At 30.9% G+C, this 14,348-nt stretch carries 9 protein-coding genes; all 9 read right to left on the minus strand.

The window, feature by feature from the left end:
• Window positions 1-7: 7 nt before the first annotated feature.
• Entirely contained in the window at window positions 8-814 is an 807-nt protein-coding gene (locus tag COL05_RS20830; protein ID WP_098669989.1) for an ABC transporter permease, read from the minus strand.
• On the minus strand, window positions 811-2,094 hold the full coding sequence (locus tag COL05_RS20835; protein ID WP_098669990.1) for a nucleotide sugar dehydrogenase: 1,284 nt from the start codon (window positions 2,092-2,094) through the stop codon (window positions 811-813). The genes COL05_RS20830 and COL05_RS20835 overlap by 4 nt, the downstream gene beginning before the upstream one ends.
• Before the next feature lie 3 nt (window positions 2,095-2,097).
• Window positions 2,098-5,628 (minus strand): bifunctional glycosyltransferase/CDP-glycerol:glycerophosphate glycerophosphotransferase, encoded by a 3,531-nt coding sequence (locus COL05_RS20840; RefSeq protein ID WP_098669991.1) that lies wholly within the window; start codon window positions 5,626-5,628, stop codon window positions 2,098-2,100.
• 22 nt (window positions 5,629-5,650) lie between these two features.
• Window positions 5,651-7,126 (minus strand): DUF6270 domain-containing protein, encoded by a 1,476-nt coding sequence (locus COL05_RS20845; RefSeq protein ID WP_098669992.1) that lies wholly within the window; start codon window positions 7,124-7,126, stop codon window positions 5,651-5,653.
• On the minus strand, window positions 7,123-9,867 hold the full coding sequence (locus tag COL05_RS20850; protein WP_098669993.1) for a bifunctional glycosyltransferase/CDP-glycerol:glycerophosphate glycerophosphotransferase: 2,745 nt from the start codon (window positions 9,865-9,867) through the stop codon (window positions 7,123-7,125). Before COL05_RS20850 ends, COL05_RS20845 begins: the two co-directional genes overlap by 4 nt.
• Before the next feature lie 65 nt (window positions 9,868-9,932).
• The gene (locus COL05_RS20855) at window positions 9,933-11,231 is read right to left on the minus strand and encodes a glycosyltransferase (protein ID WP_098669994.1); all 1,299 of its coding nucleotides are present in this window, start codon (window positions 11,229-11,231) and stop codon (window positions 9,933-9,935) included.
• Entirely contained in the window at window positions 11,182-12,441 is a 1,260-nt protein-coding gene (locus tag COL05_RS20860) for a glycosyltransferase family 4 protein (RefSeq protein WP_070807214.1), read from the minus strand. Before COL05_RS20860 ends, COL05_RS20855 begins: the two co-directional genes overlap by 50 nt.
• Before the next feature lie 298 nt (window positions 12,442-12,739).
• Window positions 12,740-13,741: a rod shape-determining protein gene (gene mreB, locus COL05_RS20865; protein WP_000457986.1), complete on the minus strand. Its 1,002-nt coding sequence runs from the start codon at window positions 13,739-13,741 to the stop codon at window positions 12,740-12,742.
• Window positions 13,742-13,902: 161 nt separating this feature from the next.
• On the minus strand, window positions 13,903-14,175 hold the full coding sequence (gene spoIIID / locus COL05_RS20870) for a sporulation transcriptional regulator SpoIIID (RefSeq protein ID WP_000544012.1): 273 nt from the start codon (window positions 14,173-14,175) through the stop codon (window positions 13,903-13,905).
• Window positions 14,176-14,348 lie beyond the last annotated feature (173 nt).

A 14,348-nucleotide genomic window follows, 5' to 3' on the forward strand; every position in this document is an offset into this window, starting at 1 on the left:
TCACCTTTTATAAGTAGTCAACAAACTGCTTGCGGAACCTTATATGAAACATTGATCCAATCACAAACAAAATAATTGCGATTCCCCAGAAATATAATGTATATAATGACCATATAAAACTAATATCACCATGTAATAATGAAAGTCTATAACCTTCTATCACATAATAAAATGGGTTTGCTTTCATTAAAAACGCAAAAGCACCACTCATATGTTCACTTGGTTTCCACAATACTGGTGTTAAATAAAATAACATCCTTGTAATTGATTGAATAAACAAATGTATATCTCTTGATATGGTAGAAACTGTAGAAGTAATAAAAGCTAACGCAATTAAGAAACAAAAAGTAGAAAATATGCAATATATCAAACCAATTATACTAAGAAAACTTAATCCTTTAGTACATACTATAATAATTAATAGCACACCTAGCAAAATCATGTGTGTATATAATTGCGATAATATAACATATGTTGGAATAACACTCAGCGGAAAATTCATTTTAGACACTGCATTAAGCTTAGCGTAAATAGAATTAGAGCCCTGAATAATTGAACTGTTAATAAAGAACCATGGAATAATACCACATATCATCCAAACAAAGAAAGGAACCCCTTCTACAGGTGCCCCGCCCCTTATGCCTAGACCAAAGACTAACCAATAAACTAAAATTTGTGTTAATGGATTTAAAAATACCCATATAACTCCTAACGTACTTGCCGCATATTGTTGCTTGAGTTCATACAAAGAAAGCCTTCCCATCAAATAGATGCTATCTAATTGTTCACGAATAACACTTTTTATTGCTTTCATACAACAACCTCATTTTCCTGTAACACCTTATATATATTACCAAAGTTAACAATCTCCATATTACTATCAGGATTTTCTACTATAAAGTTACGAGTATCAAAAAGAAGTGGTTGTCTCATTTTGGAAGCTAATTTATTATAGTCCATACTACTAAACTCACTATGATCAGCTAATACAAGAAGTAAATCCGCTGCCTCCAAGGCCTCTTCTGCTGATAGTGTTTTAAAGAAATTTGTTCGAATGTATGGATCATGAATTGTAACTTCGTATCCTTGTTCATGAAGCAAGTTTATAACTTCTAGTGCCGGACTCTCCCTCATATCATCTGTATTTCCCTTATAAGTTACGCCAAATACGGCAACTTTTGGTTTTTCAATTCCTTTAAGTAATTTCCTAACATTCTCCATAACATATGAAGGCATAGAAATATTTGTATCTCGGGACATTCGAATAATATTTGTCAGTTCTGGTGCTTTTGCTACAATAAAATATGGATCAATAGCTAAACAATGTCCTCCTACTCCAGGGCCTGGTCGGTGTAAATTTACACGTGGATGCTTATTCGCCATTTCAATAACATCTAATACATTTATCTCTAAATTATTACATACCTTGGCCAATTCATTTGACAATGCAATATTAACATCACGGAATGTATTTTCCATTAACTTAGACATCTCTGCTGTTTTTGCATCTGTCTCTACTATTTCTCCTTTTACAAATATACCGTATACTTGAGCAGCTCTCTTAGCACAAGCTGGGGTTACTCCACCTACAATTCTATTATTATAAACAATTTCATGCATAATTTTCCCTGGTAACACACGCTCTGGACAATGTACTAAAAAGATATCTTTACCTACTTCAAATCCAGCTTCTTCAACCAAAGGTTTTACATAATCATCCATACTACGCGGGGCAATTGTTGACTCCACAATTAATATATTCCCTTTTTTAATGTAAGGAATAATTTTTTTTACTGCCGTTAAAACTCCCGTCAAATCACATGATTTATGTTCATCTTTTTGATTAGGCGTTGGGACAGCAACAATAAAAACATCTGCTACTTCCGGTGTAGGGGAGGCACGCAACATCTCTGTATTTACCGCCTCTTTTACAACCTTCTCGAGTTCTGGCTCTTCAATATGGGCTTCTCCTCGATTTAATTTATCTACAACATCTGAATTAATATCAACCCCCACTACTTCAACGCCATGTTTCGCAAACATGGCGGAAGTAGGGAGACCAATATACCCTAATCCTATTACACAAATCTTCACAAATTATCGACTCCCACTAACAAAATTCACAAGTCTATCACAGTTACGTCCATCATCATATTTAATATATTTCTTCTTATTGATTCTCTTGAGTTTTCTCTGTTTAACCAGATATGATTCCACGGCATAAATTACATCGTCTTCTGAATAAGATACATATCCTGGTAATAATTTCTCAATATTTTCTTGAGATATTGGTGTGTTATTTTGAAACAAATAATTAATGATTGGTTTCTCTAAATATACAAAGTCAAAGGAAATACTTGAATAGTCTGTAAGCATCATAGAACTTCTCTCAATTAATTGTCTTACATTCACCTTATTGAAGTCATGGATTTCAACATTTGGTGAGGATTTTAACTTCTCTACTATACCTAAGGTGTCTTTTTCTAAAAGTTGGCATGTTCTAGGATGTAAACATACATCTAGTATGATATTGTTTCTTTCCAGGACCTCTATAAATTTATTATTATTCAATAAAGATTGGATGGTCTTGAAATATTTACTTTCCATTAAGTGATCTAAGTTTTGTATGTTTTTACGCCAAGTAAATGTCATCATAATACGTTTTTCTTTTTCTTTATTTTTTAACGTATCAAATCTAGGAAGCCCATAATTCAAAATTTCCTCATTATTGTAACCAAAATGATTCTTAATAATTTGTTCCTCTAAATTACTACTTGTCAAGATATAGTCCGCTAAGTCTTTATTAGAATGATATACATTCTCCACTCGTCCAGGGAGAATAATACCATGTTGAATAAATACACGTTTGGCTTTCCTTAAATGCTTAATATTTGATGGTAACAATATATTTACATTATCACTACTAAATATATACTTTGCATTCATTGAATAGATAATATGCTTTAGACTATAGAATGGGATAACATGCCCAAGTCTTTTAACTTTATCATAGTCAGGATATTTTTTATCAATTAAATAATATACATCCTTATTAGGGTATTTTTCTCTACAATGTTTAAAGAACCAATATCCGGTGTCATTTGCAGAATTACCCATTTTTTCACCAACTAACCAAATTTCTTTTTTATGAAGCAATAAATTTGAAAGATCCTCCGTTATTACTCCTAATAGCAATTTTAATTTCTTAGACTTACTAATATAATTATTATTTTTAATTTGCTTTATTGAATATTGTTTTTTCCTTATATTAGACGCCAATTTCCTTTTTAAGTACTCCCACTTACTATTAAACTTCTTGTAATTTAAAGCCAGCTTACTCCTAGTTTTCACAATAGGAATAATTTCAAATCTATTCTTTCCATTTTCTACAAAATGATTATTTGCCTTATAAATAAAATTATTATTCATTCCTCCAAGTGCGGCACTTTTTAACTCCCCCAGAAATTCAGTCTCAATAAAGAAATCATATCCACCTGGTTCGATACTTTCATCGAATTTAATTATAACTTCATAACCACTATGACCGTATTTAAAACGTGCTGAAGAAAATTTATTATTATATGAATAAGTTGGTGTAAAGCGATATTCCCTCTTACTCTCTCTATGCTTCATCAGAATAGTGTGTTTAATATCTTTTTTATTTGTGATTGAAATATTTTTAAGATATGCTAATCCTTTTAAAACCAATTCATTATCGACAAATTTAATATCAATTAATCGATTCACTAACTTAGTAGACTCAAAGAGATGTGTAATATCAATTAAAATTTCTTTCTTTTTATACATAAAGGAAAAATATACATTATTGTTACGTTTTAAGGTCTTAAAAGGAAATTGATCTATATAGTCATACATCATAACCTTATTAAGTAATTGTGATAAAGTTATTAACTCCCCATACTTTTCATTTATCAGAAGCGATAATTTAACATAATTTATAATAGAAAAGATTTTTATTCTTTCTTGATCAAAGTTCTTGCTAAATAAAGTATTCTTTATTATCTTTAGCGCTTGAATTTGTTCATTTTCAGGATAATCTAGAATATTAGCAATATGTTGATTCGCTTCCAACATTCTATAATATTGAATATCATCATGAAATCTCCCTAACCTAGCAATAGAAAAACGATTCTTATCGATAATCGAATCGACAGTTGTTAAAGCTATTTGTAGATCTAGTAGGTTTTTTATTGTCTTCTGTTGTGTAGTAGATTCATTATCAGTTTCACGCCTACCACGATAATAATATACAAAATCCTCAATTAAAATAGTTTTTCTAGAATCAAAAAAGCTTTCAATAGCAAATAGGAAATCTTCTCCATATCTAATGTGTTTATTGAATTTAGTTCTTTGGATTAATTCTGCTCTATAAAATTTAGCACATGAACTTGGGAATAAATATAGAATTGGATTATGCTTAATATGTGTTTCTTTATATCCTTTAATACTATTTTCATATTTATATCTCTCGGCAAATCTTGGATTCACTTTGGAAGATTCAAAGAATGACTCACCTACAAAGGACATCATTTTACCCACCACTAAATCTGCTTTTTGTTCTTCAGCATATGAGTACATTTTCTCACAAGCATCCTTTGCTAAATAATCATCCCCATCTAAAAATGTAATATATTTTGCCTCAGCTAAACTAATACCTATATTTCTTGGTTCTGATGGACTCCCCGTATTCTCCAAAAAACACCACTTGATATTTTTATGTTTATTTGCCAAATCTCTAATGATATCTTGTGTGTTGTCTGTTGATCCATCATCAACTACCACAACCTGTACATTTTCAAGTGTCTGTTTTAGTGCGGATTGAATAGCTTGTCCAATATAATTTTCAACATTATAACTAGCGATAACAACCGCAGCATTATATTTATACTCTCTTTCTTGGTATAAACATTGAATTTCTTTTACAAGCCTTTGAATATACTTCTCATTTTTTTTTGCAGGATTTAAAACCTTGATTAAAGACATGTCAGAATAATTTTCTTCTTTAATACTAATTACTTTAGCATTATGAATATTTTCTTTTAAATATTTGTAATACCCATTTAGTTTCTCATTCCACGCTCTAATTTCATTAATATTTTTAAATTCCTTGAATTCTCCATCTTTTAAATACCGTTCTGATAGATACATTTCATGAATAATTACCTTATTAGTAAAATGACTATTTAAAAGCTTTACAAATTTATCACAATATTTTTTCCAAATACTAAACTCAACATTTGAAACGACACTAGAAGCTGGTTGTATTTTTGAATATAAATTGCTGTCTCTTAATAACCAACTATCCGCAATCATAGTATCTTTATATTTCAGTAAGTTATATCGCTCATCTAATAAATCAATAACAATATAATCGTTTTTTCTGCCTAACTGTTCTATATCCTCTACAACCTTCTTATTAAGTTCATTAGCTAGAATAACTTGTTTGTTATATACTGCTGGTTGTATTTTTTTAGAATCAATGTTCAACGATGGGGACATTATATCTATAATAGAACCTAGTGTATAATCAATATCAACATATAACTTTTCATTTGATACCATACTTAAAATTGTTCCTGTTTCATAACCAAGAGAAATAATATTCATTCTGCTCACCTTCCAACCGTTTCTAATCTGTAATTTTCCCTATTTGTCTTTCTAACTCTAAGTAATATTTATCATTAAAATGATATGGGAAGCACCCCCATAAATGTTTTGAGTCGCAGTAGAAATAGTTCTCTTCCCTCGGCTTAATTACATTTATCCCCTCAAAATTTTCTTTAAAATATTGATAATAGTGGGCTAATAGCTTATTGAATTTACAAATATAATCTTGGTTTTCAAATAAATACATCTGATTATCCTTTAAATAGGAATTTACCATTTGTACTTCATTTAAAATAATTTGCTCTGGACGGAAGTATTTTTTCAATTCCTCAATAAAATTGAAACAGTTTTCTTCCCAGATCTTTGTTACCTCCGCCTCAAATCTATCTAATATAGTCACATTAAATTCCTTTTGCAAATTTGATTCTCTATACTCCCAACTTCTGGTGAAATATGTATTTTGATACTTTAAAATATCAAAACGTTCTTCCATAAAGTCTATTACCAAATAATCTGTCTTCTTAGCAATATCTTTTAAATTTTTTATAAAAGTTTTGTCTAGGTCCCTATGTAGTGCTTTTCTTCTAAAAGCACTAATCAAAGATATTTGGTCCTCCTTATATGATATTTCTTTTGCTGTTACACTAGCCAAACTACTCCGAGCATAGTAATCTATTATTTCATATTTCAGATGACCATTATGCTCCTCATATACTCTAAAAATATCCCTGGAATCACAGCTACCAAATATCAATATTTTATTTTTTAAACTTTCATTTCTATATTCCGGTTGTTTTATAGCAAATTCATTCCATAAAGCTCCATACAGACGTTCATAATAATTGGCACTTAATAAATGTGGTCTTAATAAATACTTATGATTAGCATCCGCATAGTTCTGATCTATTTTTATAATATTAATCCCTTCAAAATTCGTTTTAAAAAATTCATACTTTCCCTTTAAAACTTCGTTAATTTTTTTAATCTCTTCCGAATTAGAAAACTCTAATAATTCCCCATCCTTTATATATTTTTCTGCCAAATACAGTTCATGAAGAATAACCTTTTCATTAGGAATTAACTTTTTCAATCTATCTATCAGTAATAAACATGCGCTATACCATGCTTCATTAAGTTCGTTTTGATAAACTTCATTATCCTTTAAAAGATTCATTAATGAACTACCTTGAACATCATAATTTAAAGTAATAAAACTACTATCTTTTTTTACTGAACTATACGTTTCATCCAAAAAGTCTATGATAATATATTCACTCTCTTTCGCCTTCTCAGATAAGCGTTTTAAATAATCTTTTTTTAATTGTTCTAAGGTATAATGATTTAAATTTATTGTATCTTGTTGCTCTAATCCTTTAATGGGTTTAGACATTAAACTCATTATATTTGTTTTACATATGCTATCAATTAAAGATATACCTGGTTTTTTATATAGATCGAACAACAACCGGCTTCCTGTTCCGATAGTGATGACTTTCATATTTTTTTTTCCTCTAATCTAGATATTTTTTTTAATATTGCCTCACAATGTAAGGTTTTACCCCTCACTAAAAATTTTTTCTCTTTACTTTGAAAATTGTAAAACAATCTGCTTCCTTTAAAGCAATGCAATATACTTTGAAGAATTGCATCTAAATCCGTTACCACAGGACCAAATAAATCTTCCTTATGGTTAATTGGTCCCTCGTTATAATGTTTAGAATAAAATTCATCATAATCAAACTGAAAAAAAATAACAGGCTTATTCATATAAGCAAAATCAAATGAAACTGTAGAATAATCTGTAATTAGTAAACGATGTCGTTTTAATAGACTTTGCACTGTTTCTTCACCTTGTTTCATGACCTTGATTCGTTCATGAAATACAGGTGTTTCTGCACCAAATTTTTGAGTCTGATAATGCGGAAAGAAAGTCAATTTCATGTCTTTCTCTTCTAACATCTGATGGAGCTCTTTACTTTTTAAAAATGACATATATGTCTGCCAGTACTTAGATTCCATTAATTGGTCTTTCGTTTTAATCCAACTTCTCCAAGTTGGCATAAGTAAAATTTCATTCCCTTTACTTTCATCCTTTAGGGCATCCCAACGTGCAAGCCCTGTTACGATTACCTCATCTTCCTCATATCCAAATTCTTTGACGATATGCTCCTTTTCAAACTGTGAGGACACAACAAATAGAGAATAGCCCATTCGATTTTTATTTAACACATGATTTACGCGACTTACACCTATAACCCCATGTTGAATAAAAATCTTCTTATTTTGCTGCCATTCGGGATAGTACTTTAAAATGTGTTTATAGTCATCTGTATACATATTGGCTGTTTCTGAATAACTGTTAATTGTTTTATTACAAATCAACAAATAGAATGTATGTTTAAAACTTCCGTATTGAATTATATTACCTAATCCTTCAATATTTTTATAATCATTACTTTTCTTATTAATAATATAAAAAACTGGAACATCCGGTTGTTTCTTTCGAATATACGTAAATAAGTGATAGGAATTATCTTGTGCTGTATCTTCTCTTTCACCAATTAACCATATATTCTTTCTACGAAAATATGATCCAAATAATTTATAGAATATAATTGCAAGTAATGCTTTATAATTTTTTCTTTTAAATAATCCTAAATCATAGCGAAGTGACCGCTTAATTTCACTATATGTATTCATCATTCTCTTCATATAGTTAGACTTGTGGATTTGAATTGTAGCTTCACTATTTTTATATAGTATCTTAATATCCAATGAATTTTCATTTTGATACTTTGTATTATTGCGTAACTGCGCTAACAGAACCCTTAGCGGTTCTTCAATAACAGTTTTCCCTATGCTGAGGCGTATTGATATTTTCCATTCTCCCTCCTCTAACAAATCTCTTACATTGACTTCTATTGTTTTAAAACCCGCATCATTATAGTCAATGGTATTGTTAGAAAATAAATATGATATATCAGTACGTAAGGAGTTTTTTAGTTGAATTGTTTTAGTGGCTCCATCTTTATAAAATACTAATTCTTTTTTTATTTTTTTAGTTGATACATTTTCAACAAATGCATATCCACTAATTGTAAGAATCTCTTTACGAAGTTTTATCCCTTCAATTTTATGAACTACAGTTAAATCATTAACTTGTAATAATTCTTCATATCGAGGGAAAAATCGATAATAAAAATAATAATATTTTCCATTATCATATACATGTTCTTTTGTAATTAATTCATCCTGAAAGATGTTTAATAACTTCTCTAAACCTATATAATCATTTTCTTTTATCATTTCAGTAATTAATTGATCCCGCACATTAAAACCTTCTACATGCTTAAAACTAATTAGGCTTGATAGAAACTTATTTCCGAGTCGAATGACTTCTAAAAGCTTTTCATTTGAAAAACCTTTTCCCTTTAAAACAATGGAATCCACAAAGAATTTCCACTGTCTCTCCTCTATAGTATGGATTAATGCCAACTTTTTTTTCTCTCTATACATGGCCGCTAATTTCATTTGTAATATAACTAACTGATTAAAAAATGTAATCGTTGTATTTTTAGATAGGTTATTGTTACCGCTATCTACTATCCTATAATAAAGCAAGGGTATCTCACGTACGATTACCCTTTCTGCAACCAACAAACATCTTTGAGTAAATAGCAAGTCTTCCCCTACCCAAAGATCTTCATCAAAATGAATACCATTAAGGACGCACATTTCTCTTTTAAATATCTTATTACTCGTGGATGGAGTGAAATGTAATTCTAAGTTCTTCGCAACATTTCTAATTAATGGGAATTCCTTATTAAATAATTTTTTCATATATGAAAGTGTCCAACTTTTATATTCATTAAAACAAATAATGTTGGCAATAACCATATCTGCATTATTTCCGCTCGCAACCTCATACATTTTCTCATATCCAGCTAAATTTACATAATCATCTGCATCTAAAAATGTAACATATTCCCCATTTGCTTTTTGTAATCCGACATTACGAGCAGCACTCACACCAGCATTCTGTTGTCTATAAACTTTCAAATTACTATTGTGCTTTTCATACTGCCTCAATACTGTCATACTATTATCAGTTGAGCCATCATCAACAACAATAATTTCAATCCCCTTTAATGTCTGCTCAACAACAGATTGTATACACTGAGCTAAATATTGTTCTTTATTATAATTTGTAATTACTACACTTAGCTTTACTTTCTTCAAGAAACCCTCATTCCCATCTTTTAGTTCATATGGTAACGTAGAAATCGAAAATCTTTTCCCCTATATTATTCCAAACCCTTATATATTTTTATAAAGAATTCTTTTTCATTTTCCCAATTATAATTATTACGGGCAATGAAGCTATTTTCTCTCATTTTCTCTCTCTCTTCTGGATGTTCTAGTATGTAGTTTACTCCTTCAGCAATGGAAGCAGGATTGTGAGAATCTATACAAACCCCAACATATTCATTTTCCACCACACGTTGTATCTCTGGAAAACTACAAGCAACAACTGGAACCCCGCTCATCATATATTCAAATAGTTTATTAGATGAAGCTGAATAATGATTAAAACAAACGTTATTTAAAACTTGAAAACCTAAATAAGCGTTCTTCGTATAGTGTAATAATTCATTTACAGGTACTTTCGGAATGAATTTCACTTTACTTTCCAAGCCTAAATCCAATACCATCTTCTGTAACTCAGGTTTAATACGTCCATCACCAATAAATACAAGTATGCCCTTTTTAAACATTGGAACTGCTTGCACTAGTTTTTCTAAACCTCTACCCACTTGAATTCCGCCTTGATATAATAAGATAGGCTCTTCCTGTGGAATCTCTAACACCTTATGCAAATTAATCGAATTACTGTCCTCTGGTTGTGTTACAAAAGGATAATTATGAATAACCTTAGGATAAAAGCCATATAAATCTTCCGCATATTTTGCACGAGTATGATTTTCCATAATCATCACATCTGTATATTTCAGGAAGAATTTCTCCATAATCCCATAAATTTTACTATTGTATCCAGTGCGGCTAGTCTGTACCTCATGTGAATCATAGATTAATTTCTTCTTTCTAAATACTTTCGCACAAAGCCATCCTTGTGGTAGTGTATTTAAATCATTGGAATGATAGAAATCATATTCTTTTTTCAGACCAACCTTAACCATTTGAATCAATATATAAGAGCGTACAATTAATGTCCGTAGCTTTCTCATAGAAAATAATGCACCAAATAACAATATCAAACATGTTATCATTGGGAATTTCCACAAACAAAGTGCTGCAATTACTCCAAATAAAAACATTGTAACTATATTTTTCGTTATTAATTGCTTTACTCGTTTTGCTGCACCCAAGCCTTTTTGTAAAAGAGATAGTCGATTATTTACACGTGTTACTGTAAATCCTTCTTTTCGCATCTCCCATTTAGGTAAATCATTTTGTTTCCAATCATGAATACAAATCAAGTCTACTTCATAATCCTCTTCAGCTAAAGCCGTGCATTCTCTTAATACACGAGCGTCATTTGTGAAGTGGTTCCATACGAACATACATACTTTCTTCTGTGGCATCATTTTCCTCCATTAAACTTGTTAATACTTTAATATTATTTTTCCACCTCAAATATTGGAAAGCAAATTCATGCCCATTGTTTCCCATTTTTCTACGCAATATCTCATTTTCAGCTAGTTTGATAATGTGCTCTCCTAATTCTTTAACTGTTCGATCATTTGAAATCAAACCACATTGAGCTTCATTAATAACTTTCTCAGCATATCCAGACACATCTCCAATAATAGGCTTTTTCATACACATATAATCAATAACCTTCCCTGGCAAAACGGTTTGAAATACTTTTTCATCTACTAAACTAACATATGCAATATGTGCCTTTGCAACTTCTTTTAGGGTTTTATTACGACTTTTCGCTTTAATAATTTCTATATTAGAAAGTTTTTTTTCTTTAATAACCTCAGCCACCTGATAACTTTTAAACCCATAACCAATTATTTTAAATTTAATATTTTCCTTTTCTCGTAGATATTCAGCCACCTCGATCAACTTTAATACATCTTGAGCTAACCCTATATTTCCTGTATAAATTACTTCAACTATTTTAGTACTTGAATCAGTTATAGCTTGTTTAGTTTCTATCATATGTAATTCTTCTTCTGTTAAAGAGTTTGGCATAAATGATACTTTTTCACGTCTAACCCCTTTTAACTCCAGGTATGGAATAAACCCTGCACTATTTACAATAATTTGATCAGCTACACGATATAACATCTTTTCTAAAGCATATGCTATCGATAATACAAACCGATTTGCAAAAACTCCAACTCCTAACAATGATTCCGGCCATAAATCTCGTACATCTAATAATAATTCAGCTTTCAACTTTTTTTTAGCAAAAAAGCCTGCTATACCAATAAAAATAGGTGGAGTTGAAACAAATACATAATCATATTTTTTATCCATACGGAATATAGCCATAATAAAAAGCATTGTGATTTCTAAATACAAAAATAATCTTCTTAGCATATTATTTGTGTATTTTTTCACTCTTGGTTTTACTCTTATAACATCTTCACTATTTATCGATTCTTCATCCCAAAATTCCTTCTTCTTATATAAATTCTCATTTGGATATCTTGGATCAGTAGTCAAGATTGTAACATCGTATCCTCTTTCACTTAATTCCAAATAAATATTCTTTATTCTATTTGCTGCACTTCCGATTTCTGGATAAAAATTTTGTGCTATTACTAACACCTTCTTCATTTATCTATGTCCCTTCTTCCTCCCATATCAAATAATACCCCATTCTATTTCACCTAATTACTTACTATTTTTACTATTTTTTAACAAAGCTCACTTTAAATTTACAAAGTTCGCTTTAAATTTACAAATACAAGGATATCACTAAATCTGACAAAATTGAACCTTTCTAATTAATAATTTACCTTTTTACAACTCATATAAATACAACATAATATATAAATATTAATATAAATATAAATAAACCTTGAGCAGTAGATAATAAATCCAACTGTTCAAGGTTTACATATTAATTCAACATTTATCGTAAAGCACGACGTGGTAATTTATCGATATTCTCTAACATAATGCCTGTACCAACCGCAACGCAGTGCATTGGGTTTTCAGCAATTAATACTGGTACTTTTAGTTCTTCTGCTAGAAGCATGTCGATACCGTGTAGTAAAGCTCCACCGCCTGTTAGAATAACACCGCGGTCGATGATGTCCGCCGATAATTCTGGTGGTGTACGTTCTAGTACGCCTTTTGCAGCTTGTACAATAACTGCTGCATTTTCTTTTAATGCTTCTGTAATTTCTTCAGAGCATACTGTAATTGTACGTGGTAAGCCTGTTACCATGTCACGTCCACGAATTTCAAGCTCTTCGCTACGTGCACCTGGGAATACTGTACCAACTTTAATTTTAATATCTTCTGAAGTACGTTCTCCGATTAATAGCTTATACTTACGTTTAATGTAGTTTAAGATCTCCATATCAAACTTATCGCCAGCCATTTTGATAGAGGAAGAGGTAACAATATCACCCATAGATAGTACAGCGATATCTGTTGTACCTCCACCAATATCAACAACCATGTTACCGCTTGGTTGGAAGATTTCCATACCAGCACCAACTGCGGCTACTTTTGGTTCTTCTTCTAAGAATACTGTTTTACCACCTGAACGTTCAGCAGCCTCACGAATTGCTTTTTGTTCTACTGATGTGATATTTGTTGGACAACAAATTAAAATGCGAGGTTTTGAAAAGAAGCTCTTTACGTCCAATTTGTTAATGAAATACTTTAACATTGCTTCTGTAATTTCGAAATCTGCGATTACACCATCTTTAAGTGGACGAATTGCTACAATATTACCGGGCGTACGTCCCACCATACTTCTTGCTTCTTCACCTACTGCTAATACTTTACCTGTGTTACGATCAATAGCAACAACAGATGGCTCATTCAATACAATACCCTTACCTTTAACATGGATTAATACGTTAGCCGTACCTAGGTCAATTCCGATATCTCGCGCAAACATTCCCGTTTTTTCCTCCTCGATATTCAAAATCAGGTTACACCCGAATTCTTTTACACCTAATTTCTGATTTTATCACAAATTTAACAGAAACGTAATATTCACAAAAGGAATTCTTCTGAAAAATATTACCGAATTGAAACGGGATGTTTACGATCGCATATTTATTGACGTACCGGCTTTTCTACATCTTCTTTTCTATACTTTTGCTTTGTTGCTTCTCCGCCTCTTAAATGACGAATAGACTTATGATAATCAAGAATTTCTTTTACTTCATTTGCGAGCTCTGGATTAATTTCTGGTAGACGTTCCGTTAAATCTTTATGGACTGTACTCTTTGATACCCCAAATTCTTTTGCAATGACACGCACTGTCTTTCTTGTCTCCACGATATACTTACCAATCTTGATAGTTCTCTCTTTGATGTAATCGTGCACACCACTCGCCTCCCTAAATTGGATGTGAGAAGTGTGAAATGAGCCTCGCTGCATACGACTTAGAAGTAAGTGTGAGTGCTGTTTGTAAGCGTTAAACATTCTTGGATTTATAATGAAATGATTCACGATTTCTCACCTCAAACACTCTCTTTGCTTTGGTTTATACCATTGTA

The organism is Bacillus sp. AFS059628 (genome assembly GCF_002571225.1).
Taxonomy (GTDB): Bacteria; Bacillota; Bacilli; order Bacillales; family Bacillaceae_G; genus Bacillus_A.

Coding starts and splice junctions, on each gene's coding strand:
- COL05_RS20840 (WP_098669991.1), bottom strand. CDS start 5,628: ATGAATATTATTTCTCTTGGTTATGAAACAGGAACAATTTTAAGTATG.
- COL05_RS20860 (WP_070807214.1), bottom strand. CDS start 12,441: ATGAAGAAGGTGTTAGTAATAGCACAAAATTTTTATCCAGAAATCGGA.
- COL05_RS20855 (WP_098669994.1), bottom strand. CDS start 11,231: ATGCCACAGAAGAAAGTATGTATGTTCGTATGGAACCACTTCACAAAT.
- mreB (WP_000457986.1), bottom strand. CDS start 13,741: ATGTTTGCGCGAGATATCGGAATTGACCTAGGTACGGCTAACGTATTA.
- COL05_RS20830 (WP_098669989.1), bottom strand. CDS start 814: ATGAAAGCAATAAAAAGTGTTATTCGTGAACAATTAGATAGCATCTAT.
- COL05_RS20845 (WP_098669992.1), bottom strand. CDS start 7,126: ATGAAAGTCATCACTATCGGAACAGGAAGCCGGTTGTTGTTCGATCTA.